Origin of the sequence: Falsirhodobacter algicola (genome assembly GCF_018279165.1) — a bacterium.
Taxonomy (GTDB): Bacteria; Pseudomonadota; Alphaproteobacteria; order Rhodobacterales; family Rhodobacteraceae; genus Falsirhodobacter; species Falsirhodobacter algicola.
The window spans coordinates 2041427-2067479 of record NZ_CP047289.1; the positions used below are offsets into that span (position 1 = coordinate 2041427).

The following is a 26053-nucleotide window of genomic DNA, read 5'->3' on the forward strand; positions in this document are numbered from 1 at the left end:
GGTCCAGAACCACGCCACCCCGGAACGGAGACTTTCCATGCGATTTCCCGGTTGGCCGCAGATGGGCGCGGCCTTCGGCCTTGGCGCGATCATGGCGTCGGGGCAGGCGCCGATCGGGTTCTGGTGGCTGACGCTGATCGGCCTTGCGGCGCTGTGCGTGATGCTGCGCCGCTGCGATGGCTGGCGGGCGGCGGCGTGGACGGGCCTCTTTGCGGGGGCCGGATATTTCGCCCTGTCCCTGAACTGGATCGTGGAGCCGTTCCTCGTCGATCCGATCACCTATGGCTGGATGGCGCCCTTTGCGGTGGTGCTCATCTCGTTCGGGCTGGGGCTGTTCTGGGCGCTGGCGGCGGGGCTGGCGCATCGGCTGGCGCACCGGACGCTCGGCTTTGCGCTGCTGCTGACGGCGGCGGAATTCGCGCGCGGCCATGTGCTGACCGGCTTTCCTTGGGCGCTTCTCGGCCATGTCTGGATCGGTTCCGCCCCGGCGCAGCTTGCAGCATGGGCCGGGCCGACGGGGCTGACGCTGATGACGGCGCTGATGGCGGCGCTGCCGGTCGCATGGCGCTGGCGGGGGGCGGCCGTGTCGGCGGCGTTGCTAGTGGCTGCCTTCGGTGCCGGGCACTGGCGGCTGGCGCAGCCCGAACCGGCCCCGACGGGCCATATCCTGCGCATCGTTCAGCCCAATGCCGCGCAAGAGATGAAGTGGGACCCGGACCGCGCCGAGGCACTGTTCCGCCGCGCGCTCGATCTATCGGCCGCGCCGGGGCCGCACGATCTGGTGATCTGGCCCGAAACCTCCGTGCCCTACCTTTTGGACGATTACGTCGCCGAGGAGATCGGCTTTGCCGCCGCCGCCCCGGCCGCCGTGGGCATCCAGCGTACCGAAGGCAGCCGCGCCTTCAATGCGCTGGCCGTCATCGGCCCCGATGGCGCCGTGCGGGACATCTACGACAAGCATCACCTCGTGCCTTTCGGCGAATACATGCCCTTCGGCGACACGCTGGCCCGGATCGGGATCACGGCCTTCGCCGCACAGCTCGGCAACGGCTATTCGCCGGGGCCGGGGCCGAAGGTGCTGGACATGGGCGCGCTGGGCCATGCGCTGCCGCTCATCTGCTACGAGGCGGTGTTCCCGCAGGATCTGCGCGTGGCCGAACGTCCGGACTGGCTGCTCCAGATCACGAACGATGCGTGGTTCGGCACGCTGACCGGCCCCTATCAGCATCTGGCGCAGGCGCGCCTGCGCGCGATCGAGCAAGGGCTGCCGCTGGTGCGCGCCGCCAATACCGGCGTGTCGGCCATGGTGGACGCGCATGGCCGCATCACCGCCAGCCTGCCGCTGGGGCAGGCGGGGCATCTGGATGCGGTGCTGCCCGGCGCGCTGCCGCCGACGCTCTATGCCCGGACGGGCGAGGTGCCGGTGCTGATCCTTCTGGCGGCGCTTCTGGGGCTGGCGCTGCTGCCGCGCCGCAGGGCTGGTTGACCCCCGCCGCGGCGCGGGATAGCGATGTGACATCGAACCGTCACAACGGCTTCCTGGCGTGGCGGGGATATCCCAACGGAGCACGTCCTCATGTCGCGCAAGAACTACATATTCACCTCCGAATCGGTCTCGGAGGGGCATCCGGATAAGGTCTGCGATCGGATCTCGGATGCCATCCTCGACGCCTTTCTGGCCGAGGAGCCGAACGCCCGCGTCGCCTGTGAAACCTTCGCCACCACCAATCAGGTCGTCATCGGCGGCGAGGTCGGCCTGTCCGATCAAGGGCGCCTGCACGACTATCTCGGCAAGGTCGATGGCATCGTGCGCGACTGCGTGCGCGACATCGGTTATGAACAGGACGAGTTCCACTGGAACACCCTGCGCGTTCTGAACTTGCTGCACCCGCAATCGGCCCATATCAGCCAAGGCGTGGACAAGGACGGGGCAGGCGATCAGGGCATCATGTTCGGTTTCGCCGTCGACGAGACGCCGGACCTCATGCCCGCGCCCATCCACTATTCCCACGCCATCCTGCGCCGCCTTGCCGAGGCGCGCAAATCGGGCGCGGAGCCGACGCTGGGGCCGGACGCAAAGAGCCAGATCTCGCTGCGTTACGAGGATGGCCGCCCGGTGGAGGTCACCTCCATCGTGCTGTCCACCCAGCACCGCGACATCGCCCAGACCAGCGACGACATCCGCCGCATCGTGGAGCCCTATATCCGCGAGGTGCTGCCGCGCGACTGGCTGACGCCGCGCACCGAATGGTGGGTGAACCCCACGGGCACCTTCGTGATCGGCGGGCCGGACGGCGATGCGGGCCTGACGGGCCGCAAGATCATCGTGGACACCTATGGCGGGGCGGCGCCGCATGGCGGGGGCGCGTTCTCGGGCAAGGATCCGACCAAGGTGGACCGCTCGGCCGCCTATGCCGCGCGCTATCTGGCCAAGAACGTGGTCGCGGCGGGCATGGCCACCAAATGCACGATCCAGATCTCCTATGCCATCGGTGTCGCAAAGCCGCTCTCGGTCTATGTGGACACCCACGGCACTGGCGAGGTCGATCCCGCCGCCATCGAGGCGGCGATCCCGCGGGTGATGGATCTGTCGCCCCGCGGCATCCGCGAGCATTTGGAGCTGAACCGCCCCATCTATGCCCGCACCGCCGCCTATGGCCATTTCGGCCGCGCGCCCGAAGCCGATGGCGGCTTCAGCTGGGAGCGGACGGATCTGGCCGAGGCGCTGGCCCGCGCCCTCTAGGGGCTTTTCGGCCATCCCGGTCCGCCGGGGCGGCCTTCACCATCGCGCAGGATATGCATGACGCTTTCCGATCTGATCCGGCCCGAAGGGGTGATGCTCGACGTGGAGGTGGCGGACAAGGCCGCCCTCCTCGAGATGCTGTCCGACCGTGCGGCGCAGCTCTGGCCGCTCGACCGGGACAAGGTTCTGGCCAAGCTGATCCGGCGCGAGAAGCTCGGCTCCACCGGGGTGGGGAACGGCATCGCGCTGCCCCATGGCCCCTGCGCGGGGCTGGAGGCGCCGGCGCTGCTGTTCGCGCGCCTGAAGCCGCCGATCGATTTCCAATCCGTCGACGATCGGCCGGTGGATCTGGTGCTGATGCTGCTGCTGCCCAAGGACAACCCGGCCCAGCATCTGTCGGTGCTGTCGATGGCCGCCCGCGTCCTGCGGCAGGAGGATGTGGCCAAGGCCCTGCGCCACTGCGACGCCGAGGCCGTTCCGGGCCTGATCCAGCGCGGCGCCGTCGCCGCCGACGAGGAGCTGCGCGACGGCCCCTAGACCGGCGCGCCAAAGGGGATTAGAGCCGCGGGCATGAGCACACCGATGAAATCCCATGGCCGATTGTCGATCGGCGCCTCGGCCAAGCCGCGCGATCTGATGTCGGACATGCGCGTGCAGGGCGCATGGCGCGCCAAGATCATCACCCTTTTCCCGGAGGCGTTTCCCGGCACGCTCGGCCTCAGCCTGACGGGCAAGGCGCTCGATTTCGGGCTCTGGGCGCTGGAGACGGTGGATCTGCGGACCTTCGGCGAGGGGCGGCACCGCAACGTGGACGACACGCCGGCGGGGGGCGGGGCGGGCCTCGTGATGCGCCCCGATGTCGTGGCCCGCGCGCTCGATGCCGCCGCCGAGGGGCCGGGCTGGCCGGTCGTCTATCTCAGCCCGCGGGGGCGGCCGTTCGATCAGGCCATGGCGAAGCGCTGGTCCGAAGGGCCGGGGGTGACGCTGCTCTGCGGCCGGTTCGAGGGCGTGGACCAGCGCGTGATCGACCATTACGGCATCGAAGAGGTCAGCCTTGGCGACTTCGTGATGACCGGCGGCGAGATCGCGGCGCAGGCCTTGATCGACGCGACGGTTCGCCTTATACCGCGCGTCATCGGGAATCACGCATCGACCGAGGAGGAATCCTTTTCGGACGGCCTTCTTGAATTTCCGCAATACACGAAACCTTCGGTCTGGCAGGACCGCGAGATCCCGGAAACGCTTCTGTCCGGTCATCACGCGAACATCTCCCGCTGGCGGAAGGACGCGGCCGAAAGGCTGACGAAGGAACGCAGGCCTGATCTCTGGCGGGCTTACTGTGCACGGCACGGTAGGGACCCGGATGAAGACCGAGAGCTCTGAGGCGGCACAAACTTCGCGGGCAAACCGCGGGCAAAGGAAAGGAACTGCGATGAACCTGATCGCACAGATCGAGGCGGAACAGATCGCCGCCCTCGGCAAGACCATCCCGGATTTCAAAGCCGGCGACACGATTCGCGTCGGCTACAAAGTGACCGAAGGCACCCGCAGCCGCGTGCAGGCCTATGAAGGCGTCTGCATCTCCCGCAAGGGCGGCGCGACGGTTTCGGCCTCGTTCACCGTGCGCAAGATCTCGTTCGGCGAGGGCGTGGAACGTGTGTTCCCCCTCTACTCGACCAACATCGAGACGATCGAAGTCGTGCGTCGTGGCCGTGTGCGCCGCGCCAAGCTGTACTACCTCCGCTCGCGTCGCGGCAAGTCGGCCCGTATCGCGGAAGACACCACCTACAAAGCCAAGACTGAAGCGTAAGGATCGGACCGATGAAAGCAGACATCCATCCCGACTATCACTTCATCGACGTGAAGATGACCGACGGCACCGTGTACCAAGTCCGTTCGACTTGGGGCAAGGAAGGCGACCAGATGGCGCTCGACATCGACCCGCTGGCGCACCCCGCATGGACCGGCGGCACCAGCCGTCTGATGGATACCGGCGGCCGCGTGTCCAAGTTCAAGAACAAATACGCCGGTCTGGGCTTCTAAGCTCGGCTTCAGCGAACGGAAAAGGGCGCGGGGAAACCTGCGCCCTTTGTCTTTGCGCCACAGGTCCGGCCCGGAAAGGACGCTGACACTTGCGTGATCGCCCGCCACCCGTTAGCCGCTTAGGGAAAACAGGGGGCATGTCGTGGCGCATATCATCGTCGTGGGCAACGAGAAGGGTGGATCGGGCAAGTCCACCACCTGCATGCATGTGGCGACGGCGCTCGTGCGGATGGGGCACCGAGTCGGGGCGCTGGACCTCGACGTGCGTCAGCGCAGCTTCGGGCGCTATACCGAAAACCGTCTCGCCTTTCTGAAGCGGGCCAATATCGATCTGCCCTCGCCGCATTACCTTGCGCTGCCGGAGGTGGACGAGGCGCTCTTGGCCCCCGGAGAGAATGTGATGGACCGCCGCCTTGCCCTTGGCATGGCGCAGCTGGAGCCGCTGTCGGATTTCATCCTCATCGATTGTCCGGGATCGCATACGCGTCTGAGCCAGGTGGCGCATACCTTGGCCGACACGCTGATCACGCCGCTGAACGACAGTTTCGTCGATTTCGACCTGCTGGCGCGGATCGACCCGGAAACGGGCAAGGTGAAGGGGCCGTCGATCTATTCGGAGATGGTGTGGAACGCGCGCCAGATGCGGGCCAAGGCCGGGTTGAAGCCGATCGACTGGATCGTGCTGCGCAACCGTTTGGGCGCGCAGCAGATGCACAACAAGAAGAAGGTCGGCGCCGCGCTGGAGGATCTGTCCCGCCGCATCGGTTTCCGCGTCGCGCCCGGCTTTTCGGAGCGGGTGGTCTTCCGCGAGTTGTTCCCCCGCGGGCTGACCCTCCTTGATCTGAAGGATATGGGGGTGGAGAACCTAAACCTCTCCAACATCGCGGCCCGGCAGGAGGTGCGCGATCTCGTGTCCGAATTGCAGCTTCCGGGCGTCGAGGTGACGTTCTAACCAAGTTCGGATTTCAGGAAGCGTTCGAAGGCATCGAGGTCCACGGGATCGAACTGCCCGAACCCCTGCATCCAGACCGAGGCGCGGCGCAGAGCGTCCGGCTCCAGCCGGCACCAGCGCACGCGGCCGCGCTGTTCCTGCGTGATCAGCCCGGCACCGGCCAGCACCTGAAGATGCTTGGAGATGGCGGCCAGCGACATCTGGAACGGGGCCGCGACATCGCTGACGGCCATGTCGTCCTCCAGCAGCATCGACAGGATGGCGCGCCGCGTCGGATCGGCAAGGGCGGCAAAGACGAGATCGAGCGGATCGGGCATGCGCCAGCATTGGGGCGGCCGGGGCGGGGGGTCAACACCCCATGCTCAACTGCGGGGTTGAGCGTTCCGGCCCCGTGCGGGGTGCGACATTCTGGCACGGGGGCTCAAGGCGGGCGTTTTCATAGCGCCGTCAGGGGGTTGTGCCCTACGCCCGCTTCCTTGACTCGGACGGGCCTGCCCATTAGCACGATGAGCAACTGTCACAGGGACGTGTTCATGACGAACGACCCCGATCCCGACCGGATGCGCGCCCTCGAAGCGCGTCTGGCCAAGGCCCGCGGCGCACCCGTGAAGCGGACCGGTCAGGCGGGTGAGGCCTTCTCCTCGGGGGAGATCGGCTGGCGCATGATCACCGAACTGGTGGCCGGGCTGCTGATCGGGTTCGGCATCGGTTATGGGCTGGATGTTCTCTTGGGAACGCTGCCTCTGTGCCTGATCGTCTTCACCCTGCTGGGGTTTGCGGCGGGGATACGGACGATGATGCGGACGGCACAAAGCGTGCAGTCGAAAGAAACGACGGGTGGCGACACCCATGAGCGAGAGGATTAGGGCGTGGTGACGGAAACGGAAGGCAATGGTCTGTCGATCCATCCTATGGATCAGTTCGTCGTCCGGCCGCTGTTCAGCGACGGCCCGATCCAGTGGTACACCGTCACCAACGTGACGCTGTGGCTGGCGCTGGCGGTGCTGTGCGTGGTCGCGCTGATGGTCTTCGGCACGCGTCGCCGTGCGATGATCCCCTCGCGCAGCCAATCGGTCGCGGAACTGGCCTATGGCATGATCCGCAACATGGTCGAGGAAGTGACCGGGCCCGAGGGCGTGAAGTACTTCCCCTACATCATGTCGCTGTTCCTGTTCATCCTGTTCGCGAACCTGCTGGGCCTGCTGCCCTTCTCGTTCACGACGACGAGCCATGTGGCCGTCACCGTGACGCTGGCGCTGATCGTGTTCTTCAGCGTCACGATCATTGGTTTCGTGCGCAAGGGTCCGGGCTTTCTGAAGATGTTCTGGGTCGATTCGGCGCCGCTCGCCGTGCGTCCGGTTCTGGCCGTGATCGAGCTCATCTCTTATTTCGTGCGGCCCGTCAGCCATTCCATCCGTCTTGCGGGCAACCTGATGGCCGGCCACGCCGTCATCAAGGTGTTCGCAGGCTTCGCTTCGCTGGCGCTGCTGTCGCCGGTGGCCGTGGGCGCCGTGACCGTGATCTACGGTCTCGAGACGCTGGTCGCCGTCGTGCAGGCCTATGTCTTCACCATTCTGACCTGCGTCTATCTGCGTGACGCGGTGGCGGACAACCATCACTGACCCTCGGGTCATCCCCCTTCAGTTCAAGGAGATACTGACATGAACGAACTCGCAATGATGGGCCAATACATCGGTGCAGGTCTGGCGGCGATCGGCTGCGGCGCTGCGGGCATCGGCGTCGGCCATATCGCCGGCAACTTCCTGTCGGGCGCGCTGCGCAACCCGTCGGCAGCGGCTGGCCAGATGGCGAACCTCTTCGTCGGCATCGCGTTCGCCGAAGCTCTGGGCATCTTCGCCTTCCTGATCGCCCTGCTGCTGATGTTCGCCGTCTGATCCGAACGCGCAACGATTTTCGGGCCGGACGGGTGGTGACATCCGGCCGGCCCGGTCCTTGACGCCGCGGAGAGGGAAACATGGAACATCAAGTCCAAGACGTGGCCGAGGCGGCTGTCGGGGAGGCGCCCCATGCACCGGGGATGCCGCAGCTCGACTTCTCGTCCTGGCCGAACCAGATCTTCTGGCTACTGGTCGCGCTGGTCGCGATCTACCTCGTGCTGACCCGCGTGGCCCTGCCGCGCGTCAGCGCCGTTCTGGCCGAACGCCGCGGCGCCATCACGAACGACCTGCTGGCCGCCGAAGAGCTGAAGCAGAAGGCGAAATCCGCCGAAGCCTCCTATAACGAGGCGCTGGCCAAGGCGCGTGCCGAAGCGGCCCGTATCGCGGCCGACACCAAGGCGTCGATCGACGCGGATCTGGCCGAGGCGATCGCCAAGGCCGATGCCGAGATCGGTCAGCGCGTTCAGGCCTCCGAGGCCCGGATCGCCGAGATCCGCGAAGGCATGCAGGACAGCGTGCGCGAAGTCGCGGCCGAAACGGCGCAGGCGCTTGTCGCGGCACTGGGCGGCACGGCCGACGCGTCGGTGAAGGCGGCGGTTTCCAGCCGCGTGGGAGCGTAAGATGAAGAAGCTGATCATCCCGTTCACGCTGCTGGCCACGCCCGCCGTCGCGGCCCCCAGCGGGCCGTTCTTCTCGCTCTACAACACCAATCTGATCGTGCTGATCGCCTTCGTCCTGTTCGTCGGCATCCTGATCTGGGCAAAGGTGCCGGGCCGGATCACGGGCATGCTGGACAAGCGCGCCCACGACATCCACTCGGAACTGGAGGAAGCCCGCGCGCTGCGCGAGGAAGCCAAGGCGCTTCTGGCCTCCTACGAGCGTAAGCAGCAGGAAGTGTCGGAGCAGTCCGCGCGCATCATCGCGCAGGCCCGTCAGGAAGCGACGCTTGCGGCCGAACGCGCCAAAGAGGTGCTTCAGGTCACGATCGCGCGCCGCATGCAGGCCGCCGAGGATCAGATCGCCGCCGCCGAAGCCGGCGCGGTGAAGGAAGTCCGGGAAAAGTCGATCGCGGTCGCGGTCGAGGCCGCCCGCGAGGTTTTGGCCCGCCAGATGACCCCGGAGACCGGGGCCAGCTTGATCGATCGATCGATCGAGCAGGTCGGACAGAAGATGCACTAAAGAAAGGCCGGTCGCGAGACCGGCCTTTTTCATTCAGTTCTGGATCGGGCGGATCACGATATCGACCCGGCGGTTCTGAGCCCGGCCCGCAGCCGTGTCGTTCGTGGCGATGGGCTGGTTCATCCCGACGCCATAGGCCGAAACGCGGTTCGACGGCACACCATTGCCGATCAGCACTTGCGCCACCGCGCTGGCCCGGCGTTCGGACAGCGCTTGGTTGTAGGACGCGCTGCCCGTGTTGTCCGTATGCCCCACGATCTGGATGGTGGAGTTCGGATACTGAACGAGGTTGCTCGACACCGCGCGCAGGTCGGATTGCAGATCGGGACGCAGGCTGGAGCTGTCGGTCGCGAAGAGCAGGTCCTGCGGCATGTTCACCACCAGCTCGTTACCGGTGTTGGTCACGCTAATGTTGCTGCTGGTCGCGGCGCGCAGCTGTGCGGCCTGACGGTCCAGTTCGGCGCCGACGGCGCTGCCGAGTATGCCGCCGACGATCGCGCCACCGGCGATCTTCGCGCCGCGGTCACTGCCCGACTGCGCCCCGAGTGCGCCGCCGATCACGGCCCCGGTGATGGCTCCCATATTGGTCTTTTGGTTCGCCGCACCCCCAGCACCGACACCGGTATTGTAGGGATCGTTGCACCCCGCCAGGGCCACAAGTCCGACCGTGCCCAGCATAAGGGGAAGTTTGAAAGTCATCATACGCCTCGTTCATGACAATCGTGAAATCACGCAATCCTGATTATCTGAACGCCGAGGAGTTGCCGAGGGTTCCCGGTATCACATCGGCGGCAAGGTGCCCATCGCCGCCCTCGTGGCGCGCGGCCTCGTGGGCCAGCATCGCGCGCTTGCGCGTCAGCCCCCAGTGATAGCCGCCAAGCGCCCCCGTCGCCCGCAGCGCCCGGTGGCAGGGGATCAGCCAGCCGACCGGGTTGCGCCCGATGGCGGTGCCGACGGCGCGGACGGCGGCGGGCTGGTCGATGGCGCGGGCGATGGCGCCATAGGTCGTGACCTGCCCCGGCGGCACCGCCAAAAGCGCCTCCCACACCTTGATCTGGAACGGCCCACCCAGCAGATGCAGCCGCGCGCCGCGCCCGGCGAAGGCATCCGCAGCTAGGGGGCGGATCGCGGGGTCTTCGTGATAGGTGGCTTTGGGCCAGCGGCGGGACAGATCGGCGCGCGCCGCCGCGGCATCGCCATCGGTGAAGCCGATGCCGCAGATGCCGGTCTCCGTCGCCATCACCACCGCCTCCCCGAAGGGGGAGGGGGCGAGCGTCCAGCCGATGCGCTGGCCCGCGCCGCCCTTGGCATAGGCGCCGGGGCTCATCGCTTCCCATCGCAGGAAGAGATCGTGCAGCCGCCCGCCGCCCGAAAGGCCGCTTCGTTCGGCCACCTCCAGCACGGCCATCCGTTCGGCCAGAAGCTGGCGCGCGTGATCGAGGGCGAGGTACTGGGCGAACCGCTTGGGCGACACCCCGGCCCATGCCGAAAAGACGCGCTGGAAATGCGCGGCCGACATGTCCATCCGCTGCGCCAACTCGCCAAGGGAAAGGCGCGGCTCGGCGGCGATGATGTCCAGCGCGCGGGCGACGACGGCATAGTGATAGGGATCGGACATGGGCGGCCTCCTGCACCTGCGGCAAAGATAGGAAGGGCGGGGGCGGGCCGCGACCCGAAACTTGCGGCTTCGCGGCGGCGCTGTCATATGGGAAGGCATGGCACGCCAGCTTCCCTATCGCACGATCGAGGCGATCTTCACCACACTGCACGGCATCGACCCCGAACCCAAGGGCGAGCTGGAGCATGTGAACGCTTATACCCTCGTGGTGGCGGTCGCGCTGTCGGCGCAGGCGACGGATGTGGGCGTGAACAAGGCGACGCGCGGCCTCTTCGCGCAGGTGACGACGCCGCAGCAGATGCTCGATTTCGGCGAAGAGCGGCTTTTGGACGCGATCAAGACCATCGGCCTGTTCCGCCAGAAGGCGAAGAACGTCATGAAGCTGAGCCGCATCCTCGTGGACGAGTATGACGGCGAGGTGCCGTCCTCGCGCGCGGCGCTGCAATCGCTGCCGGGGGTCGGCCGCAAGACGGCGAATGTCGTGCTGAACATGTGGTTCCATCAGCCTGCGCAGGCGGTGGATACCCACATCTTCCGCGTCGGCAACCGCACCGGCATCGCCCCCGGCCGCGACGTGGACACCGTGGAACGCGCGCTGGAGGACAACATCCCCGCCCGCTTTGCGCTGCACGCCCATCACTGGCTGATCCTGCACGGCCGATATATCTGTCTGGCACGCAAGCCGCGCTGCGGCATCTGCCCGATCTATGACCACTGCCCCTTTGAGGAAAAAACCGCATGAAGACGTATCAGGTTGTCGGGATCGGCAACGCCATGGTGGATGTCCTGGCCTCCGCCTCCGAGGAATTCCTGACCGAGCACGGGATCGGCAAGGGCGTGATGCAACTGATCGACAAGGGCCGGGCGGTGGATCTCTATGCCCATGTCGGCCCCTCGCGCGAAATTTCGGGCGGCTCGGCGGCCAACACCATCTCGGGCATCGCGCAGCTTGGCGGGCGCACGGCCTATGTCGGCAAGGTGAAGGACGATCAGCTGGGCGCGATCTTCGCCCATGACCTGCGGGCGCAGGGCGCCACCTACGAGACGCCCATGGCCGGCACCTCCGAGCAGGAGACGGGCCGCTGCATCGTCTGCGTCACCTCCGACGGCGAACGCTCCATGAGCACCTATCTCGGCGTGTCGGAATTCCTCGGCCCGGACGATATCGACGAAGGGATGATGGCCGCGGCGGAGTGGATCTACCTCGAAGGCTACCGCTTCGATGGGCCTGCCAGCCACGAGGCCTTCGCCAAGGCGATTCGCGCGTGCAAATCGGCGGGCGGCAAGGTGTCGATCACCCTGTCGGACCCCTTCTGCGTGGAACGCCACCGCGATGCCTTCCGCCGCCTTCTGTCCGAAGAGGCGGACCTGCTGTTCGCAAACCGCGCCGAACTTCTGTCGATGTACCAGACGGACGATTTCCAGGCCGCGCTGACGGCCGCTGCGGCCGATGTCGCCATCGTCGCCTGCACCGAGGGCGAGAATGGCGCGCATGTGCTGTCGGACGGCCAACACTGGCACATCCCGGCGGTGCCGACCCAGATCGCGGATGCGACGGGCGCGGGCGATCTCTTTGCGGCGGGCTTCCTCTGGGGCGTGACGCAGGGGCATGACCTCGAGGCGTGCGGCCGCATGGGCTGCGTGGCCGCCTCGGAGGTCATCTCCCATATCGGGGCGCGCCCCGAGGCCGATCTCAAGGCGCTGTTCGCCCATCACGGCCTCGTCTGAGGCGGGGGGTCAGTCCCCCAGACGGCGGTGGACCTCCTTGAGGTCCACCTCCATCCGCGGCAGCTTGTTGCCGGGATTGTCGAAGTCGTATTTGAACAGCTGGAAATCCTTCTTGTAGATTTCCCACATGATGTGCATCGACAGATCGTCGAAGTAATCCTCCACGGGATGGGCGCGCTTCGGCCCATGTCCTTCGGATTCGTTGAAGCGCGGGATCGTCGCCAGATCCACCTTGTGACGGCTGTCCATGCCGTCCAGCACCTTCTGCATCCCCTCGTTGAACCGCTCGGTGAAGAAGATCTGATCGTAGCGGCCGCCGTTCACGATGAAGGTCGCGATATGGCCCGACATCGCGGACCAATGGATGTCCGGCTCCATCGGTTTCTTCCAGCGGATGGTGTCGCGGGCGAACAAGAGGAAGCGGCGGAAGCTCTTGATCTGGTCGAACTCCTCCGTGCCGTCGGGGCCGCCGACCTCGATGCCGTATTTCTGCGTCAAGAGCGGTACGAGATTGCCGCGATAGCGTTTGCCGTTGCGCTGGATGCCGCAGATCTTGTCGAAGAAGGAGGACAGGATGCGGGTATAGGGGTTGCGCACGCAGGTGAAGGTCAGGCTGCGATGGGCAGAGACATTCGCCTCGATCAGCGGCTGGCTGTCGGACTGGGACCACTTGTGCAGCCCGCTGGTCGAATCGTGGATGTCGCCGTCGAAGAAGCGACCGTGATCCGAATAGAACATGATCTGACCGATGGTCGAACACGCGCATTTAGGAACGACGCGGTAGACGACGCTCTCACTTTCGGTCATCCATGTTCCCGGAAAACCCATCACTCGACTCCTGCGCAAACTCTCCTTTCAGGTGAAGCAGGTCGGGACACACTTTTCAATCGCTCTCGTCGTTTTCCGTGCGATGATGGGCGGGTTCGCGAAGATAGAGGGGCATTCATGGCCGAGATCGCCTTCATCCTGCTGTGCCACAAGGATCCGGCGGGGATCGTCGCACAGGCCCTGCGCCTGACGGCGGCAGGCGACAACATCGCGATTCATTTCGATGCCCGCGCGCCCAAGGCCGATTACGACCGCATCCGCGCCGCGCTGGCGGACAATCCGCGCGTGGCCTTCGCCGCGCGGCGCATCAAGTGCGGCTGGGGGGAGTGGAGCCTCGTGGAGGCGAGCCTTCTGGCCGTCCGCGCCGCCTACGATGCCTTCCCCGAGGCCACGCATTTCTACATGCTGTCCGGCGACTGCATGCCGATCAAATCGGCCGAATACGTCAAGGATTTCCTCGATCGCGACGATCTCGATTACGTCGAGGCGTTCGATTTCTTCAAGTCCGACTGGATCAAGACCGGCATCAAGGAAGAGCGGCTGATCTACCGCCACTGGTTCAACGAACGCACCCATAAATGGTGGTTCTACACGTCGATGGACCTGCAGCGCCGCTTCGGGCTGGCGCGCAAGATCCCGCAGGGGCTCGACATTCAGATCGGCAGCCAGTGGTGGTGCCTGCGCCGCAGCACGATCGGGGCCATCCTGTCCTTCTGCGACACCAATCCCGCCGTGATCCGCTTCTTTGCGACGACATGGATCCCGGACGAGACGATGTTCCAGACGCTGGTGCGCCATCTGATCCCCGACCGGGAAATCCGCACGCGCACGCTGACCTTCCTGATGTTCACCGATTACGGCATGCCGCTGACCTTCTACAACGATCACTACGACATGCTGATCAGTCAGGACTATCTCTTCGCACGCAAGATCTCCCCCCATGCCGCCGATCTGAAGGAGCGGCTGGGCCAGATGTACCAAAGCCGCGGCGTCCGCTTCCCCATCTCGAACGAGGGGCGCACGCTGCTGACCTTCCTGCGCGACCGGGGCCGCAACGGGCGCCGCTTCGCCCCCCGCTTCTGGGAGGCGGAGACGAGCCTTGGCCGCGAACGGCGTCTGACGCTGGTCGTGTGCAAGAAATGGCATGTCGCCAAACGCTTCACGGACCGGGCGTCCGAGGTGCTGGGCGTTCCGCGCCTGCATTATCTCTTTAACGAGGTCGGGACCGAACTGCCGCCCCTCGGCGGGATCGAAACCACGTTGGAAAAGCGCGAGCGCCATCGCCGCGCACTGCTGCGGATGCTGTTCGATTATTACGACACGCGGCATCTGATGATCTGCATCGACCCGTCCAATCTGGACCTGATCCGCGATGTGGTGGCGGACCGGGCGCGGGTGGACATCATCGACCTCGAATGCGTGTTCGACGACGATTATCTGGTGGGCCATGCGCAGCGGGTGGGGCTGGCCGGGCCCAGCACCCCGGTGGAGACGATGGACCGCCTGATGCCCGTCATCCGCTACGATTTCCGCTATGAGAGCGAGCGGATCCGCGATGCCGATTTCCCCAACTTCCGGCGCCTTCACGAAACGAACACCGCCGAGGAGAATGCGGAGATCCTTGCCGAGCTTCTGGACATTCCACGCGACACCGCGTTGGAGATCACCTCGATGCACTATCTCTTCATGGACTGACGATGACCTATGATCCGACGAACATCTTCGCCCGCATCCTGCGCGGCGAGATCCCGAACAAGACCGTCGCCGAGAGCGCGCATACGCTGGCCTTCGAGGATATTGCCCCGCATGCCCCGCATCATGTGCTGGTGATCCCGAAGGGCGCCTATACCGATTTCGCCGATTTCGCGGCCCGCGCCCCGGCCGAGGAGATGCTGGATTTCCACCGCACCGCCGCCCGCATCTGCGAAGGTTTCCCCGAGGGATACCGCGTCATCACCAATGCGCGCGGGCATGGGGGGCAGGAAGTGCCCCATTACCACATCCATATCTTGGCCGGTCGGCCGCTGGGGCCGATGCTGACCCGTCAGTGAGCGGCGGCCCAGTTCGGGCCACGCCCCGCATCCACGATCAGCGGGACCGACAGCTTCACCGCCGGGTCGGAGGCGTTCTCCATCACGGCGCGGGCGCGGGCGATCAGGGTATCGGCCGCGTCCTCCTCCACCTCGAACAGCAGTTCGTCATGGACCTGAAGCAGCATCCGCGCCGGTAGGTCCGCGATGGCGGCGGGCATGCGGATCATGGCGCGGCGGATGATGTCGGCGGCCGTCCCCTGAATAGGCGCGTTGATCGCGGCGCGGCGGGCGAATCCCGCGCCGGGGCCACGCGCGTTGATCTCCGGCGTGTTGATGCGGCGCCCGAACAGGGTCAGCACATGGCCATTCGCCTTCGCAAAGGCGATGGTCTCGTCCATATAGGTGCGGATGCCGGGGAAACGCTCGAAATAGCGGTCGATGAAGCCCTGCGCATCGGCGCGCGGGATGCGCAGGTTCCGCGCCAGCCCGAACCCCGAAATGCCGTAGATCACCCCGAAGTTGATCGCCTTCGCCTGACGGCGGATCATCGGGTCCATCCCTTCAAGCGGCACGTTGAACATCTCGGCCGCGGTCATGGCGTGGATGTCATGGCCCTGCCGGAATGCCTCCTTCAAGGCCGGAAGGTCCGCGATATGGGCCAGAATCCGCAATTCGATCTGGCTGTAATCGAGCGAGACGAGCACCTTGCCCGGCCCCGCCACGAAGGCCTCGCGGATGCGGCGGCCTTCCTCGGATCGGACGGGGATGTTCTGCAGGTTCGGATCGGTGGAGGCGAGCCGCCCCGTATTCGCCCCGGCGATGGAATAGGAGGTGTGCACCCGCCCGGTATCGGGATGCACATGGTCCTGCAAGGCATCGGTATAGGTCGATTTCAGCTTGGACACCTGCCGCCAATCCAGCACACGTGCGGGCAGGTCATGCCCCTCGGCGGCCAGATCCTCGAGGATGTCCGCGCCGGTGCCGTAGGCGCCGTTCTTGCCCTTCGTACCGCCCTGCAGGCCCATCTCGTCGAACAGGATCTCGCCAAGCTGCTTGGGAGAGCCGACGTTGAACGGACGCCCGGCCAGCGCGTGGATCTCTTCCTCCAGCATGGCCATCTTCTGGGCGAAGGCACCGGACATGCGCGAGAGCGTTTCGCGATCGACGCGCACGCCCGCCATCTCCATATCCGCCAGAACGGGCACGAGGGGGCGCTCCAGCGTCTCGTAGACGGTGGTCACGCGGGCGCGGTGCAGTTGGGGCCGGAACAACTCCCACAGGCGCAGGGTGACATCGGCATCCTCGGCGGCATAGGGGGCGGCATCGGCGATGGCCACGCGGTCGAAGGTGATCTGGCTCTTGCCGCTGCCGATCAGGCCCTTGATGGCGATGGGCGTGTGGCGCAGGTACTGTTCCGATAGCGCATCCATGCCGTGATTGTGCAGCCCCGCATGCAGCGCATAGGACATCAGCATCGTGTCGTCGATCGGCGCGACCGCGATCCCGATCCGGGCCAGCATCTTGCAGTCGTATTTCGCGTTATGGGCGATCTTCAGGACCGCCGGATCCTCCATCACCGGCTTCAGCAGCGCCAGCGCCTCGGAGATGAGCATCTGCCCCTCCACGCGCTGCGCCCCGCCGAACAGATCGTCCGTGCCTGTGACATGGGCCAGCGGGATGTAGCAGGCCCGCCCCGCCGTCACGCAAAGCGATATCCCGACGAGTTCAGCCCGCATCTCATCAAGGCCGGTCGTCTCGGTGTCGAAGGCGACATGGCCGACCTCGTGGATCACGGCGATCCATTCGGCCAGTTGCGCAGGCTCGGTCACGACCTCGTAGGCGGCATGATCGAACGGCAGGGGGGCGATCTCCTCGGCCTCCACCGTGGCGGCGGGGGTCGGGGCGGGAAGGGGCGGCTCCACGCCGCGCTTCTCGGCCACGCGCTTCGTCAGCGTGCGGAATTCCATCGCGTTGAGGAAGTCCATCAGGCTGTCGTCCGGCTCGCGGATCTCGAGGCTTTCCAGCGTCACGTCCAGCGGCGTGTCGCGATCGAGCTGCACGAGCCGGCGCGAGATGCGGATCTGATCGGCATGCTCCAGCAGAACCTGACGGCGCTTGGGCTGCTTGATCTCGGAGGCGCGCTCCAGCAGCGTGTCGAGATCGCCGTATTCCTGAATGAGCAACGCCGCCGTCTTGATGCCGATGCCGGGCGCGCCGGGCACGTTATCGACCGAATCGCCCGCCAGCGCCTGCACATCCACCACCCGCTCCGGGCCGACGCCGAACTTCTCGAACACCTCGTCGCGGCCGATGCGCTTGTTCTTCATCGGGTCCAGCATCTCCACGCCGTCGCCGACGAGCTGCATCAGATCCTTGTCCGAGGAGATGATGGTCACGCGTCCGCCCGCATCCCGCGCCCGGCAGGCAAGTGCGGCGATGATGTCGTCGGCCTCGAATCCCTCGGTCTCGATGCAGGCGATGTTGAAGGCGCGCGTCGCCTCCCGCGTCAGGGGGAACTGGGGCTTCAGATCCTCGGGCAGGTCGGGGCGCTGGGCCTTGTAGGCGGGGTAGATCTCGTTGCGGAACGTCTTGGAGGAATGATCGAAGATCACCGCCACATGGGTCGGCGCGTCCCCCGATTTCGCATCCTCGACATAGCGGAACAGCATGTTGCAAAAGCCCGCGACCGCGCCGATCGGCAGGCCGTCGGATTTGCGCGTCAGGGGCGGCAGCGCATGGTAGGCGCGGAAGATGAAGGCCGAACCGTCGATCAGGTGCAGGTGGTGGCCCTGGCCGAATGTGGTGTCGAAAGTCATGTGTCCGCTCCGTGCCGATCCGCTCAGGGATATGGCACGATGCGCCCCTGTCTTCCAGCCTAGTGATCGCCCGAGGCGTGTTCGCGGTCGATGACGTAGCGCTTGTCGCAGTAACCGCATTCGACGAATCCCGTATCTTCGGGGATCGTCAGCCACACGCGGGGATGGCCGAGCGCGCCTTCGCCGCCGTCGCAGGCGATCTTCCAACGGGTGACGGTCTGGGTCTCGGGCGGCGCGATGGGCATCTGGCTGTCTCCTTGTGGCGGTGCATTCTATCCGAAGGCGGCGGCGCTTCAAGCGGTCAGGCGGCGGCGGGGCCGATGGGGATGAAACGGTCGGTGCGCAGGCCGATGCGGCCATCCTCCTCCACGGCCAGATCGACCAGCCGGTAGAAGGTCTTGCGGTCGATCCGCCCCTCCATGCCGCCGCGGATCGGGGCATAGGGCACATCGCCCGCCATGCGCAGCCCCGTCAGCGGCACCCGGTCGCCCACCTGCGTGATCAGATCGATCCCCGCGCCGGCGACATGCGCGTCGATGACGACGAAGGGCACATCCTCCACGGTGATGCCCACCTTCTCCACGGGGGTGACGAGGACGTAGCCTTCGCCCTCGCGCTTCAGGATGTTGGAAAAGAGCTGCACCAACGCCGGGCGCGTGATGGGACGGCCTTCGTGATGCCAGACGCCCTCGCGGTCGATGCGCATGTCGATCATGCCGCAGAAGGGCGGATCCCACAGATGGACCGGCGCCGGACCGCTCGTGCGTATCAGCCCTCTCACGGCATTTTGTGCATCATCCGTTTTTGGCATTTGAGCCTGCGGCCTAAAATCGATTGAATGGGCGAAGCGTAAACCGCCTGCGGAGGAATGTCATGGCCGATCCCGATACGTTGATCGCCGAGATCGAGGCGCTGGGCGCACGGCTGGCCGAGGCCAAGGCCAGCATCAACCGCCGCTTCATCGGGCAGGGCCCCGTGGTGGATCTCGTGCTGGGGGCGATGCTCTGCGGCGGGCATGCGCTGCTGGTGGGCCTGCCGGGCCTTGGCAAGACGCGTCTGGTGGATACGCTGTCCACCGTGATGGGCCTTCAGGGCAGCCGCATCCAGTTCACCCCCGATCTGATGCCCGCCGACATCCTCGGCTCCGAGGTGCTGGAGACGGCCCCCGACGGCGGCCGCGCCTTCCGCTTCGTCGAAGGGCCGATCTTCTGTCAGCTGCTTCTGGCCGATGAGATCAACCGCGCCAGCCCGCGCACCCAGTCGGCGCTGCTTCAGGCCATGCAGGAGCGCGAGGTGACGGTGGCGGGTCGGCATCGCCCCCTCGGCCCACCGTTCCACGTTCTGGCCACCCAGAACCCGATCGAGCAGGAGGGCACCTATCCCTTGCCCGAAGCGCAGCTCGACCGTTTCCTCGTGCAGGTCGATGTCTCCTATCCCGACCGGGAGACGGAGCGCGCGATCCTGCTGGCCACGACCGGCGCCGCCGACGATCAGGTCCATCCCGTGTTCACCGCCGGGGAACTGGTGGCCGCGCAGGCGGTGCTGCGGCGCATGCCGGTGGGCGATGCGGTGATGGAGGCGATCCTCGATCTGGTGCGCGCCTGCCGCCCCGATCAGCCCGAAGGCGCGGCGCTGGCCGACCGGTTGGCATGGGGGCCGGGCCCGCGCGCGGCGCAGGCGCTGATGCTGATGGTGCGGGCGCGCGCGCTGCTGAGCGGGCGGCTTGCCCCGTCGGTCGCCGATGTCGCGGCGATGGCGCAGCCGGTGCTGATCCACCGCATGGCGCTGTCCTTTGCCGCCCGCGCCCGCGGCGAGACGCTGGCCGGGGTGATCGCGGCCACGCTGGACCGGGTTGCGCCGGGCCGGGCGGCTTGAGCGCGCTCGCCCCCCGCGCCGAGGCCCTTGGCGGGGCGCTGCCGCCGCTTCTGGCGGCCGCCGAGCAATTGGCCCAGACCGTGATGCTGGGCGAACATGGGCGGCGCCGCGCGGGCAATGGCGATGAATTCTGGCAGTACCGCGCCGCCGGGGCGGGGGATGGCAGCCGTATGATCGACTGGCGCCGCTCGGCGCGGACGGACGGGCATTTCGTGCGCGAACGCGAATGGCAGGCGGCGCAAAGCGTGCTCTTCTGGGTCGATCGTGGCCGCTCGATGGATTTCGCGGGCGGTGCGGATCGCCCGCCCAAGGGGGAACGGGCGCAACTTCTGGCGCTGGCGCTGGGCGTTCTGCTGCTGCGCGGGGGGGAACGGGTGGGCCTGCCGGGCCTGCCCGCCCGTCCGGGCCGCGCGCAGGTGCTGCGGCTTGCGGCGGCCTTGGCGGCCGAAGGGGCCGAGGATCACGCCGCCCCCGATCTGGCGCAGGTGCCGATGCATGGGCGGGTGGTGCTGATCTCGGACTTCCTCGGCTCGCTCGGCCCGATCGAAGGGGCGATGGCGCGGGCTGCGGCCCGCAACGCGCCGGGCGTTCTTTTGCAGGTGCTGGACCCGGCCGAGGAGAGTTTTCCCTTCGATGGCCGCACGATCTTCGAATCCATGGCTGGCGGAACGCGGTTCGAAACGCGCGAGGCGCGCGGCCTGCGCGACGCCTACCTGTCCCGTCTGGCCGAGCGGAAGGCGCAACTGGCCGACCTTGCCCGCGCCTCGGGGTGGATGTTCCGCACGCATCACACGGGCGAGGGGCCGCAGCCCGCGCTCCTCTGGCTCTATCGCGCTTTGGAGAGGCGATGATGTGGACGCTCGGCCCGATCGGGTTCACCGCGCCGCTGGTCCTGCTGGGGCTGGTGCTGCTGCCGCTCCTGTGGGTGCTGCTGCGGGCCGTGCCGCCCGCGCCGGTGCGCCGCCGCTTTCCGGGGGTGGCGCTGCTGCTGGGCCTGACCGACCGCGAAACGGCGGCCGATCGCACGCCGTGGTGGCTGATGGCGCTGCGCATGGCGGCGCTGGGGGCGGTGATCCTCGGCTTTGCGGGGCCGGTGCTCAACCCCGCGCCGGGCGCGCCGGATGATACGCCGCTGTTGGTGGTGGTGGATGGCAGTTGGGCCGATGCGCCCGATTGGCCCCGCCGTATCGCCCGCGCCGAACAGGCGATGACCGAAGCGGGCCGCGCCGATGCGCCCGTGGCCCTGATCCGCGCGACCGAGGCCCCGGCGTCCGTCTCCTTCCGCCCGGCCGAGGCGGTGATCCCGCAACTGCGCGGCGCAGAGCCGAACCCTTGGGCCCCGCGCTTTGCCGATTGGGCCGCCGCGCTGCCCGAGGGGCCGTTCCGCACGCTCTGGCTGTCGGATGGGATCGATCATCCGGGCCGCGCCGATCTCGTGGCCGCGCTGGAAGATCGCGGCGCGCTGACCGTGATCGAGGTGCCGAACCCCCTCGTCGCCCTGCGCCCCCCCGCGCTGGAGGGGGAGGGCCTGCGCATCACCGCCGCCCGTCTGCCGGTCTTTACCCGCACCACGGCCGATGTGCAGGCGATCGGCGCCGATCCGTCGGGGGCCGAGCGGGAGTTGGGGCGCCTGACGCTCGATTTTCCACCGAACGCGGCAGAGGCGACGGGCGTGCTGACCCTGCCGCCCGAAATGCGCAACCGCGTCACGCGCCTGCAGGTGGCGGGGATGCGCAGCGCGGCCTCGGTCCAGTTGGCCGACGATGCGCTGCGCCGGCGCGAGGTGGCGCTGATCGGCGATGCCGCCCCGAACGAGACGGCGCAGCTTCTCTCGCCGCTCTTCTATCTGCATCGGGCGCTGGAACCGTCGACCGACCTGATCGAAGGGCGGCTTCAGGACATGCTGCCCGCCAATCCCGATGTAATCGTGCTGGCGGGCACCGGGCAGCTTGCCCCCGCCGAAGCCGCCGATCTTCAGGCATGGGTGGAGGGCGGGGGCCTTCTGCTGCGCTTTGCCGGCCCGCGCATGGCCGCGCGCCCGCCCGCAGCCGACGATCCCCTGATGACCGTGCGCCTGCGCGCGGGCGGGCGCGCCCTCGGCGGCGCCATGAGCTGGGGGGAGCCGCGTCGCTTGGCCCCGTTCGAGGATGGATCGCCCTTTGCGGGTCTGTCGGTGCCGTCCGATGTGACCGTGACCGAGCAGGTGCTGGCCGAACCCGCGCCGGACCTTGCCGACCGCACCCTCGCCGCGCTGGAGGATGGCACCCCGCTCGTCACCCGCAAGGCGCTGGGGCAGGGGCAGGTCGTGCTGTTCCATGTCACCGCGAATGCCGAATGGTCGAACCTGCCGCTGTCGGGGCTCTTCGTGCAGATGCTGGAGCGGCTGACGGTGGTGGCGGGCCGATCCATGGCGGAGCCTGCGGATCTGGCGGGAACCGTCTGGACGCCGGAGCGGCTGCTCGATGCCTTCGGCACCGCCGGGCCGCCGGGGGCCGAGGCCGGGATCGAGGGCGCGGCGCTGGCGACCACGCCGCTTTCGGCGGCGCTGCGTCCGGGCCTCTATGATGGCGGGGGGCGGCAGGCGGCGCGCAACGTGCTGCTGGACACCACCCCGCTGGAGGCCGCCGTCTGGCCCGACGGGCAGGCCGTGGCCGATATGGACGCCGCGCCCGCCCGCGCGCTGAAGGGGCCGCTTCTGGCGCTTGCGCTCGCGGCGCTGCTGATCGACGTTCTGGCCGCGCTTGCGGTCGGCGGGCGGCTTCGGCGCGGGGCGGCGATGGCGATTGCCGGGCTTGTGATGCTGACCGCCCCGCCCGAGGCGCAGGCGCAGGACGACCGTGCCATCGCTGCGGTGGACGAATTGCGCCTTGCCTTCGTGCGCACCGGCGATGCCGAGGTGGACCGCATCTCCGAAGCCGGGCTGCGGGGGCTGTCGCTGCAACTGGCCAGCCGCACCTCGGTGGAGCCGGGGGAGCCGATGGGCGTCGATCCGGCCACCGATGAACTGGCCTTCTTTCCGTTCCTCTATTGGCCCGTGACCGGGCAGGAGGCGGGGTTGTCCGCCGCCGCCACCGAACGGGTGAACGCCTATCTGCGCACCGGGGGCATGATCCTCTTCGACACGCGCGATGCCGATATGGCGGGCCTGTCCGGTGGCACCGAAGCGGGGCGCGCCCTGCAGCGGCTGACCGCCGGCCTCGACATCCCGCCGCTGGAGCCGGTGCCCTCCGATCATGTGCTGACGCGCACCTTCTATCTGTTGCAGGATTTCCCGGGCCGTCAGGTCGGCCCCGTCTGGGTCGAAGCCGCCGCCCCCGAGGCCGAGGCGGCGGGCGGTCAGCCGTTCCGCACCCTCAATGACGGGGTGACGCCGGTGATCATCGGCGGCAACGACTGGGCCGCCGCTTGGGCCAGCGATGCCTATGGCGCCCCGCTCCTGCCCGTGGGGCGCGGCTATGGCGGGGAGCGTCAGCGCGAGATCGCGGTGCGCTTCGGGATCAACGTCGTGATGTATGTGCTGACCGGCAACTACAAGAACGATCAGGTGCATGTACCCGCATTGCTGGAAAGGCTGGGGAATTGAGCGGTTTCGTCATCTTCGACCCTCTCGTTCCGTGGTGGGCGATCGGCGCGGCGGCGGCGGTTGCGCTGGCGCTGACGGGGCTGGCGCTGTGGCGCGGCCTGCCCGGATGGTGGCTGCGGGGGCTGTCGCTGGCGGTGATCCTCGCTGCGCTGTGCGGCCCCTCGCTGCAGCGCGAGGAACGCACTCCGCTGCCCGACATCGTGATCGCCGTCGTCGATGACAGCGCGAGCCAGCAGCTGTCGGACCGCGCGGCGCAGACGGCGGCCGCGCTGGCGCGCCTGCAATCGGAGATCGCGGCCCTTCCGCGCACCCGGCTGCGCGTCGTCCATGTGGGCGATGCGCCGGAGGATGGCGGCACGCGCCTGATGACCGCCCTTGCCGATGCCGTCGCCGAAGAGCCGCGCGCCCGCGTGGCGGGGGCGTTCCTCATCTCGGACGGGCAGGTGCATGACGTGGACATGGCCCCCGATCTGCCCGCCCCGCTGCACCTGCTGCAAACGGGCCATGCCGCCGATTGGGACCGGCGGCTGGTCGTGACCCATGCCCCCGCCTTCGCCATCATCGGCGAAGAAGTCCGCCTGACCCTGCGCATCGACGACGAGGGGGCCGTCCCCGAGGCGGCAGGCCAGACCGCGCGCCTGACGCTGACCTTCGGGACCGAGGCGCCGGTGGTGCTGGACGTGCCCGTGAACGAGGATCTGGAACTGCCCGTCACGCTGCCCCATGGCGGGATGAACGTGCTTCAAATGACGGTCGATCCCGCGGCGGGGGAGATCACCGACCGCAACAACACCCGCATCGTGCAGATCAACGGCGTGCGGGACCGGCTGCGCGTGCTGCTGGTCTCCGGCGAGCCGCATGCGGGGGAGCGTGTCTGGCGCAACCTTTTGAAATCCGACCCGTCGGTGGATCTCGTGCATTTCACGATCCTGCGCCCGCCGGAAAAGCAGGACGGCGTTCCGGTGTCCGAACTGTCGCTGATCGCCTTTCCCACGCGCGAATTGTTCATGGACAAGATCGACGAGTTCGATCTGATCATCTTCGACCGGTACCGCCTGCGCGGCATCCTGCCCTCGCTCTATCTGGAGAATGTGCGCGATTACGTCCGCCGCGGCGGCACGGTTCTGATCGCGGCGGGGCCGGAATTCGCCGGGGTCGAAAGCCTCGCCCGTTCCCCCTTGGGGGAGATTCTGCCCGTAACGGCGACGGGCCGCGTGCTGGAGCAGGGATTCCGCCCCACGCTGACCGATCTTGGAAAGCGCCATCCCGTGACGGCGGCGCTCGGCACGCCGGAGGATGGCTGGGGCCGCTGGTTCCGTCAGGTGGAACTGGCGCAGACCGGCGGCGAGGCGCTGATGCAGGGCATCGACGGGCGCCCGCTTCTGGTGCTGGACCGGGTGGGCGAGGGGCGGATCGCGGTCCTCGGCTCGGATCAGTTGTGGCTTTGGGGGCGCGGCTTCGAAGGGGGCGGTCCGCAGCTTGAACTGACGCGCCGCCTTGCCCATTGGATGCTAAAGGAGCCGGAACTGGAGGAAGAGGCGCTGACCGCCGTGACGGGCGGCGGCGATGTCACGGTGCAGCGCCGGACCGTGCGCACCGATCCGCCGGGGCCCTTGGTCCTGACCCACCCGGACGGCACCGAAGAGCGGCTGGCGATGCAGCCCGGCGGCGAGGGGCGCTATGCCCTGACGCTGACCGCGCCCGCGACGGGCCTTTACCGCATGGCGCAGGACGATCTGACCGGGGTCTTCGCCGTCGGCCCGCCCTCGCCGAAGGAGTTCGAGACGACGCTGGCCAGTGACGCGCGGCTGCGCCCGGTGATGGAGCCGGGGGGCGGCGGCACGCTGCGGCTGGAGGAGGCGGGAGATTTCGACATCCGCACCGTCGGCGCGGGCCGCGTGGCCGCCGGGCGCGGCTGGCTCGGCATCACCCCGCGGGAGGCGTTCGACACGGGCGAGGTGACGGTGACGCCGCTGCTGCCGGGATGGCTGTGGCTGGTGATCGCGGCCGCGCTGGCCCTTGGGGCATGGATGCGCGAGGGGAGGTTCAGGGGTCGCGGCGCATGACGACCTCGCGCGAGCGGGAGGCGAATTCCCGCCGCACGAGCGTTGCCGCCGTGATGACGGAACTGAGCATCAGCGTCCACGGCCCCATCAGCCAGCCGAGCGCCGCCAGCGCGAAATAGACCGACCGCAGGCCGCGATTGTAGCTGCGGGCGGCGGTCACGTTCAACTCGGCCGCCTGCGCGGCGCGGTGATAGGCCAACGTCTGTTCGTCGTTGGGCACCGATCCCATCAGCACCGCGCAATAGCCGAACAGGCGGTGCGACCAGATGAACTTCAGGAACGCATTGGCTAGGAACAGAAGGACGAAGATCACCTTCACCTCCACCACCACGGCCTGCGCGCGCAGGTTCAGATCGTTGGCCACAAGGATCAGCCGTTCGGGATTGCCCACCAGCGCCAGCCCCGCGCCAAGCGCCAGCATCGTGCCGGAGATGAAGAAGGATGTCGCCTGCCGCAGGCTGGTGATCACCGTGCCGTCGAGGATCTTTTGCTGGCGCGTGACGAAATGGGTCATCCAGTCGCGGCGGTAATTGGCCATCAGGATCGACATGGACGGGCGGCTGCGCGGCGGATGTTCCACCAGATAGCCGATACCCCAGAACAGCGTCACGATCAGGGTGACGGCGACGGCATCGGGCCATCCGAGTGCGCTGAGTCGGGGCAGCAGTTCCATGCCCCTGTCCTAGCACGT

At 67.5% G+C, this 26053-nt stretch carries 28 protein-coding genes and 1 riboswitch; of the genes, 20 read left to right on the top strand and 8 right to left on the bottom strand.

Annotated elements, in window-relative coordinates:
* Positions 1 to 37: 37 nt before the first annotated feature.
* From lnt to GR316_RS10290, 7 genes are all read left to right on the top strand, one after another.
* Positions 38 to 1486: an apolipoprotein N-acyltransferase gene (gene lnt / locus GR316_RS10260; protein ID WP_211783823.1), complete on the top strand. Its 1449-nt coding sequence runs from the start codon at positions 38 to 40 to the stop codon at positions 1484 to 1486.
* A 34-nt stretch (positions 1487 to 1520) separates the two neighbouring features.
* A riboswitch (SAM-SAH riboswitch) is annotated at positions 1521 to 1569 on the top strand.
* 7 nt (positions 1570 to 1576) lie between these two features.
* On the top strand, positions 1577 to 2743 hold the full coding sequence (gene metK, locus GR316_RS10265; RefSeq protein WP_211783824.1) for a methionine adenosyltransferase: 1167 nt from the start codon (positions 1577 to 1579) through the stop codon (positions 2741 to 2743).
* Positions 2744 to 2800: 57 nt separating this feature from the next.
* A complete protein-coding gene (locus tag GR316_RS10270; RefSeq protein WP_211783825.1) occupies positions 2801 to 3280 on the top strand; it encodes a PTS sugar transporter subunit IIA in 480 nt (159 codons plus the stop codon).
* Between the two features lie 33 nt (positions 3281 to 3313).
* Positions 3314 to 4126, top strand: coding sequence for a tRNA (guanosine(37)-N1)-methyltransferase TrmD (trmD, locus tag GR316_RS10275; RefSeq protein ID WP_211783826.1), 813 nt, complete (start codon positions 3314 to 3316; stop codon positions 4124 to 4126).
* 49 nt (positions 4127 to 4175) lie between these two features.
* On the top strand, positions 4176 to 4553 hold the full coding sequence (gene rplS / locus GR316_RS10280) for a 50S ribosomal protein L19 (RefSeq protein WP_211783827.1): 378 nt from the start codon (positions 4176 to 4178) through the stop codon (positions 4551 to 4553).
* Between the two features lie 11 nt (positions 4554 to 4564).
* On the top strand, positions 4565 to 4786 hold the full coding sequence (gene rpmE, locus GR316_RS10285; protein ID WP_211783828.1) for a 50S ribosomal protein L31: 222 nt from the start codon (positions 4565 to 4567) through the stop codon (positions 4784 to 4786).
* 142 nt (positions 4787 to 4928) lie between these two features.
* Complete coding sequence (locus GR316_RS10290; protein ID WP_211783829.1) at positions 4929 to 5738, top strand: division plane positioning ATPase MipZ; 810 nt, start codon at positions 4929 to 4931, stop codon at positions 5736 to 5738.
* Here GR316_RS10290 and GR316_RS10295 read toward each other — a convergent pair.
* Positions 5735 to 6055, bottom strand: a complete 321-nt coding sequence (locus GR316_RS10295; protein WP_211783830.1) for an ArsR/SmtB family transcription factor — start codon at positions 6053 to 6055, stop codon at positions 5735 to 5737. The two genes, GR316_RS10290 and GR316_RS10295, sit on opposite strands and share 4 nt — an antisense overlap.
* A gap of 216 nt (positions 6056 to 6271) precedes the next feature.
* On the opposite strand from GR316_RS10295, the gene GR316_RS10300 reads away from it, so the two are divergent.
* The 5 genes from GR316_RS10300 (at position 6272) to GR316_RS10320 (ending at position 8815) form a co-directional block, all read left to right on the top strand.
* Positions 6272 to 6604, top strand: a complete 333-nt coding sequence (locus GR316_RS10300; protein ID WP_211783831.1) for an AtpZ/AtpI family protein — start codon at positions 6272 to 6274, stop codon at positions 6602 to 6604.
* 3 nt (positions 6605 to 6607) lie between these two features.
* Complete coding sequence (locus GR316_RS10305) at positions 6608 to 7360, top strand: F0F1 ATP synthase subunit A (RefSeq protein WP_211783832.1); 753 nt, start codon at positions 6608 to 6610, stop codon at positions 7358 to 7360.
* A 39-nt stretch (positions 7361 to 7399) separates the two neighbouring features.
* Positions 7400 to 7633, top strand: a complete 234-nt coding sequence (locus tag GR316_RS10310; protein ID WP_128253405.1) for a F0F1 ATP synthase subunit C — start codon at positions 7400 to 7402, stop codon at positions 7631 to 7633.
* Between the two features lie 80 nt (positions 7634 to 7713).
* Positions 7714 to 8256: a F0F1 ATP synthase subunit B' gene (locus tag GR316_RS10315; protein ID WP_211783833.1), complete on the top strand. Its 543-nt coding sequence runs from the start codon at positions 7714 to 7716 to the stop codon at positions 8254 to 8256.
* 1 nt (position 8257) lies between these two features.
* On the top strand, positions 8258 to 8815 hold the full coding sequence (locus tag GR316_RS10320; RefSeq protein WP_211783834.1) for a F0F1 ATP synthase subunit B: 558 nt from the start codon (positions 8258 to 8260) through the stop codon (positions 8813 to 8815).
* Positions 8816 to 8848: 33 nt separating this feature from the next.
* On the opposite strand, the gene GR316_RS10325 is transcribed toward GR316_RS10320, so the two are convergent.
* The gene (locus GR316_RS10325) at positions 8849 to 9517 is read right to left on the bottom strand and encodes an OmpA family protein (RefSeq protein WP_211783835.1); all 669 of its coding nucleotides are present in this window, start codon (positions 9515 to 9517) and stop codon (positions 8849 to 8851) included.
* Positions 9518 to 9557: 40 nt separating this feature from the next.
* Positions 9558 to 10433 carry a methylated-DNA--[protein]-cysteine S-methyltransferase gene (locus GR316_RS10330; protein ID WP_249218763.1) on the bottom strand — a complete coding sequence of 292 codons (876 nt, stop codon included), beginning with the start codon at positions 10431 to 10433 and terminating at the stop codon, positions 9558 to 9560.
* A 97-nt stretch (positions 10434 to 10530) separates the two neighbouring features.
* Here GR316_RS10330 and nth point away from each other — a divergent pair, with 97 nt between their 5' ends.
* Positions 10531 to 11175, top strand: a complete 645-nt coding sequence (gene nth / locus GR316_RS10335) for an endonuclease III (protein WP_211783837.1) — start codon at positions 10531 to 10533, stop codon at positions 11173 to 11175.
* Positions 11172 to 12161: an adenosine kinase gene (locus GR316_RS10340; protein WP_211783838.1), complete on the top strand. Its 990-nt coding sequence runs from the start codon at positions 11172 to 11174 to the stop codon at positions 12159 to 12161. The genes nth and GR316_RS10340 overlap by 4 nt, the downstream gene beginning before the upstream one ends.
* 9 nt (positions 12162 to 12170) lie before the next feature.
* Here GR316_RS10340 and GR316_RS10345 read toward each other — a convergent pair whose 3' ends face one another.
* Positions 12171 to 12989, bottom strand: coding sequence for a sulfotransferase family protein (locus tag GR316_RS10345; protein WP_211783839.1), 819 nt, complete (start codon positions 12987 to 12989; stop codon positions 12171 to 12173).
* Between the two features lie 117 nt (positions 12990 to 13106).
* On the opposite strand from GR316_RS10345, the gene GR316_RS10350 reads away from it, so the two are divergent.
* Complete coding sequence (locus GR316_RS10350; RefSeq protein WP_211783840.1) at positions 13107 to 14684, top strand: DUF5928 domain-containing protein; 1578 nt, start codon at positions 13107 to 13109, stop codon at positions 14682 to 14684.
* Positions 14681 to 15040 carry an HIT domain-containing protein gene (locus GR316_RS10355; RefSeq protein WP_211785192.1) on the top strand — a complete coding sequence of 120 codons (360 nt, stop codon included), beginning with the start codon at positions 14681 to 14683 and terminating at the stop codon, positions 15038 to 15040. Before GR316_RS10350 ends, GR316_RS10355 begins: the two co-directional genes overlap by 4 nt.
* Here the strand turns inward: GR316_RS10355 and polA are convergent.
* The 3 genes from polA to GR316_RS10370 are packed head-to-tail and all read right to left on the bottom strand — an operon-like array spanning position 15034 to position 18619.
* A complete protein-coding gene (gene polA / locus GR316_RS10360) occupies positions 15034 to 17838 on the bottom strand; it encodes a DNA polymerase I (protein ID WP_211783841.1) in 2805 nt (934 codons plus the stop codon). The two genes, GR316_RS10355 and polA, sit on opposite strands and share 7 nt — an antisense overlap.
* Positions 17839 to 17897: 59 nt before the next feature.
* Positions 17898 to 18083, bottom strand: coding sequence for a zinc-finger domain-containing protein (locus GR316_RS10365; protein ID WP_211783842.1), 186 nt, complete (start codon positions 18081 to 18083; stop codon positions 17898 to 17900).
* A 56-nt stretch (positions 18084 to 18139) separates the two neighbouring features.
* Positions 18140 to 18619 (bottom strand): DUF1285 domain-containing protein, encoded by a 480-nt coding sequence (locus tag GR316_RS10370; RefSeq protein WP_249218764.1) that lies wholly within the window; start codon positions 18617 to 18619, stop codon positions 18140 to 18142.
* A 92-nt stretch (positions 18620 to 18711) separates the two neighbouring features.
* Here GR316_RS10370 and GR316_RS10375 point away from each other — a divergent pair, with 92 nt between their 5' ends.
* The 4 genes from GR316_RS10375 to GR316_RS10390 are packed head-to-tail and all read left to right on the top strand — an operon-like array spanning position 18712 to position 25362.
* Complete coding sequence (locus tag GR316_RS10375; RefSeq protein WP_211783844.1) at positions 18712 to 19713, top strand: AAA family ATPase; 1002 nt, start codon at positions 18712 to 18714, stop codon at positions 19711 to 19713.
* Entirely contained in the window at positions 19710 to 20564 is an 855-nt protein-coding gene (locus tag GR316_RS10380; protein ID WP_249218765.1) for a DUF58 domain-containing protein, read from the top strand. Before GR316_RS10375 ends, GR316_RS10380 begins: the two co-directional genes overlap by 4 nt.
* Positions 20564 to 23296 carry a DUF4159 domain-containing protein gene (locus GR316_RS10385; protein WP_211785194.1) on the top strand — a complete coding sequence of 911 codons (2733 nt, stop codon included), beginning with the start codon at positions 20564 to 20566 and terminating at the stop codon, positions 23294 to 23296. The genes GR316_RS10380 and GR316_RS10385 overlap by 1 nt, the downstream gene beginning before the upstream one ends.
* Positions 23293 to 25362 (top strand): DUF7408 domain-containing protein, encoded by a 2070-nt coding sequence (locus GR316_RS10390; protein WP_211783845.1) that lies wholly within the window; start codon positions 23293 to 23295, stop codon positions 25360 to 25362. The genes GR316_RS10385 and GR316_RS10390 overlap by 4 nt, the downstream gene beginning before the upstream one ends.
* On the opposite strand, the gene GR316_RS10395 is transcribed toward GR316_RS10390, so the two are convergent.
* Entirely contained in the window at positions 25343 to 26035 is a 693-nt protein-coding gene (locus tag GR316_RS10395) for a DUF599 domain-containing protein (RefSeq protein ID WP_211783846.1), read from the bottom strand. The genes GR316_RS10390 and GR316_RS10395 overlap by 20 nt on opposite strands.
* Between the last annotated feature and the right edge of the window lie 18 nt (positions 26036 to 26053).

Excerpts from the sequence above, each read along its gene's own strand:
- GR316_RS10300 (WP_211783831.1), top strand. The coding sequence starts at position 6,272 with ATGACGAACGACCCCGATCCCGACCGGATGCGCGCCCTCGAAGCGCGT.
- GR316_RS10375 (WP_211783844.1), top strand. The coding sequence starts at position 18,712 with ATGGCCGATCCCGATACGTTGATCGCCGAGATCGAGGCGCTGGGCGCA.
- GR316_RS10295 (WP_211783830.1), bottom strand. The coding sequence starts at position 6,055 with ATGCCCGATCCGCTCGATCTCGTCTTTGCCGCCCTTGCCGATCCGACG.
- rplS (WP_211783827.1), top strand. The coding sequence starts at position 4,176 with ATGAACCTGATCGCACAGATCGAGGCGGAACAGATCGCCGCCCTCGGC.
- GR316_RS10310 (WP_128253405.1), top strand. The coding sequence starts at position 7,400 with ATGAACGAACTCGCAATGATGGGCCAATACATCGGTGCAGGTCTGGCG.
- GR316_RS10385 (WP_211785194.1), top strand. The coding sequence starts at position 20,564 with ATGTGGACGCTCGGCCCGATCGGGTTCACCGCGCCGCTGGTCCTGCTG.
- rpmE (WP_211783828.1), top strand. The coding sequence starts at position 4,565 with ATGAAAGCAGACATCCATCCCGACTATCACTTCATCGACGTGAAGATG.
- polA (WP_211783841.1), bottom strand. The coding sequence starts at position 17,838 with ATGACTTTCGACACCACATTCGGCCAGGGCCACCACCTGCACCTGATC.
- GR316_RS10395 (WP_211783846.1), bottom strand. The coding sequence starts at position 26,035 with ATGGAACTGCTGCCCCGACTCAGCGCACTCGGATGGCCCGATGCCGTC.
- GR316_RS10350 (WP_211783840.1), top strand. The coding sequence starts at position 13,107 with ATGGCCGAGATCGCCTTCATCCTGCTGTGCCACAAGGATCCGGCGGGG.
- nth (WP_211783837.1), top strand. The coding sequence starts at position 10,531 with ATGGCACGCCAGCTTCCCTATCGCACGATCGAGGCGATCTTCACCACA.
- GR316_RS10345 (WP_211783839.1), bottom strand. The coding sequence starts at position 12,989 with ATGGGTTTTCCGGGAACATGGATGACCGAAAGTGAGAGCGTCGTCTAC.
- GR316_RS10270 (WP_211783825.1), top strand. The coding sequence starts at position 2,801 with ATGACGCTTTCCGATCTGATCCGGCCCGAAGGGGTGATGCTCGACGTG.
- GR316_RS10365 (WP_211783842.1), bottom strand. The coding sequence starts at position 18,083 with ATGCCCATCGCGCCGCCCGAGACCCAGACCGTCACCCGTTGGAAGATC.
- GR316_RS10340 (WP_211783838.1), top strand. The coding sequence starts at position 11,172 with ATGAAGACGTATCAGGTTGTCGGGATCGGCAACGCCATGGTGGATGTC.
- GR316_RS10325 (WP_211783835.1), bottom strand. The coding sequence starts at position 9,517 with ATGATGACTTTCAAACTTCCCCTTATGCTGGGCACGGTCGGACTTGTG.
- GR316_RS10315 (WP_211783833.1), top strand. The coding sequence starts at position 7,714 with ATGGAACATCAAGTCCAAGACGTGGCCGAGGCGGCTGTCGGGGAGGCG.
- GR316_RS10320 (WP_211783834.1), top strand. The coding sequence starts at position 8,258 with ATGAAGAAGCTGATCATCCCGTTCACGCTGCTGGCCACGCCCGCCGTC.
- GR316_RS10330 (WP_249218763.1), bottom strand. The coding sequence starts at position 10,433 with ATGTCCGATCCCTATCACTATGCCGTCGTCGCCCGCGCGCTGGACATC.
- lnt (WP_211783823.1), top strand. The coding sequence starts at position 38 with ATGCGATTTCCCGGTTGGCCGCAGATGGGCGCGGCCTTCGGCCTTGGC.
- trmD (WP_211783826.1), top strand. The coding sequence starts at position 3,314 with ATGAGCACACCGATGAAATCCCATGGCCGATTGTCGATCGGCGCCTCG.
- metK (WP_211783824.1), top strand. The coding sequence starts at position 1,577 with ATGTCGCGCAAGAACTACATATTCACCTCCGAATCGGTCTCGGAGGGG.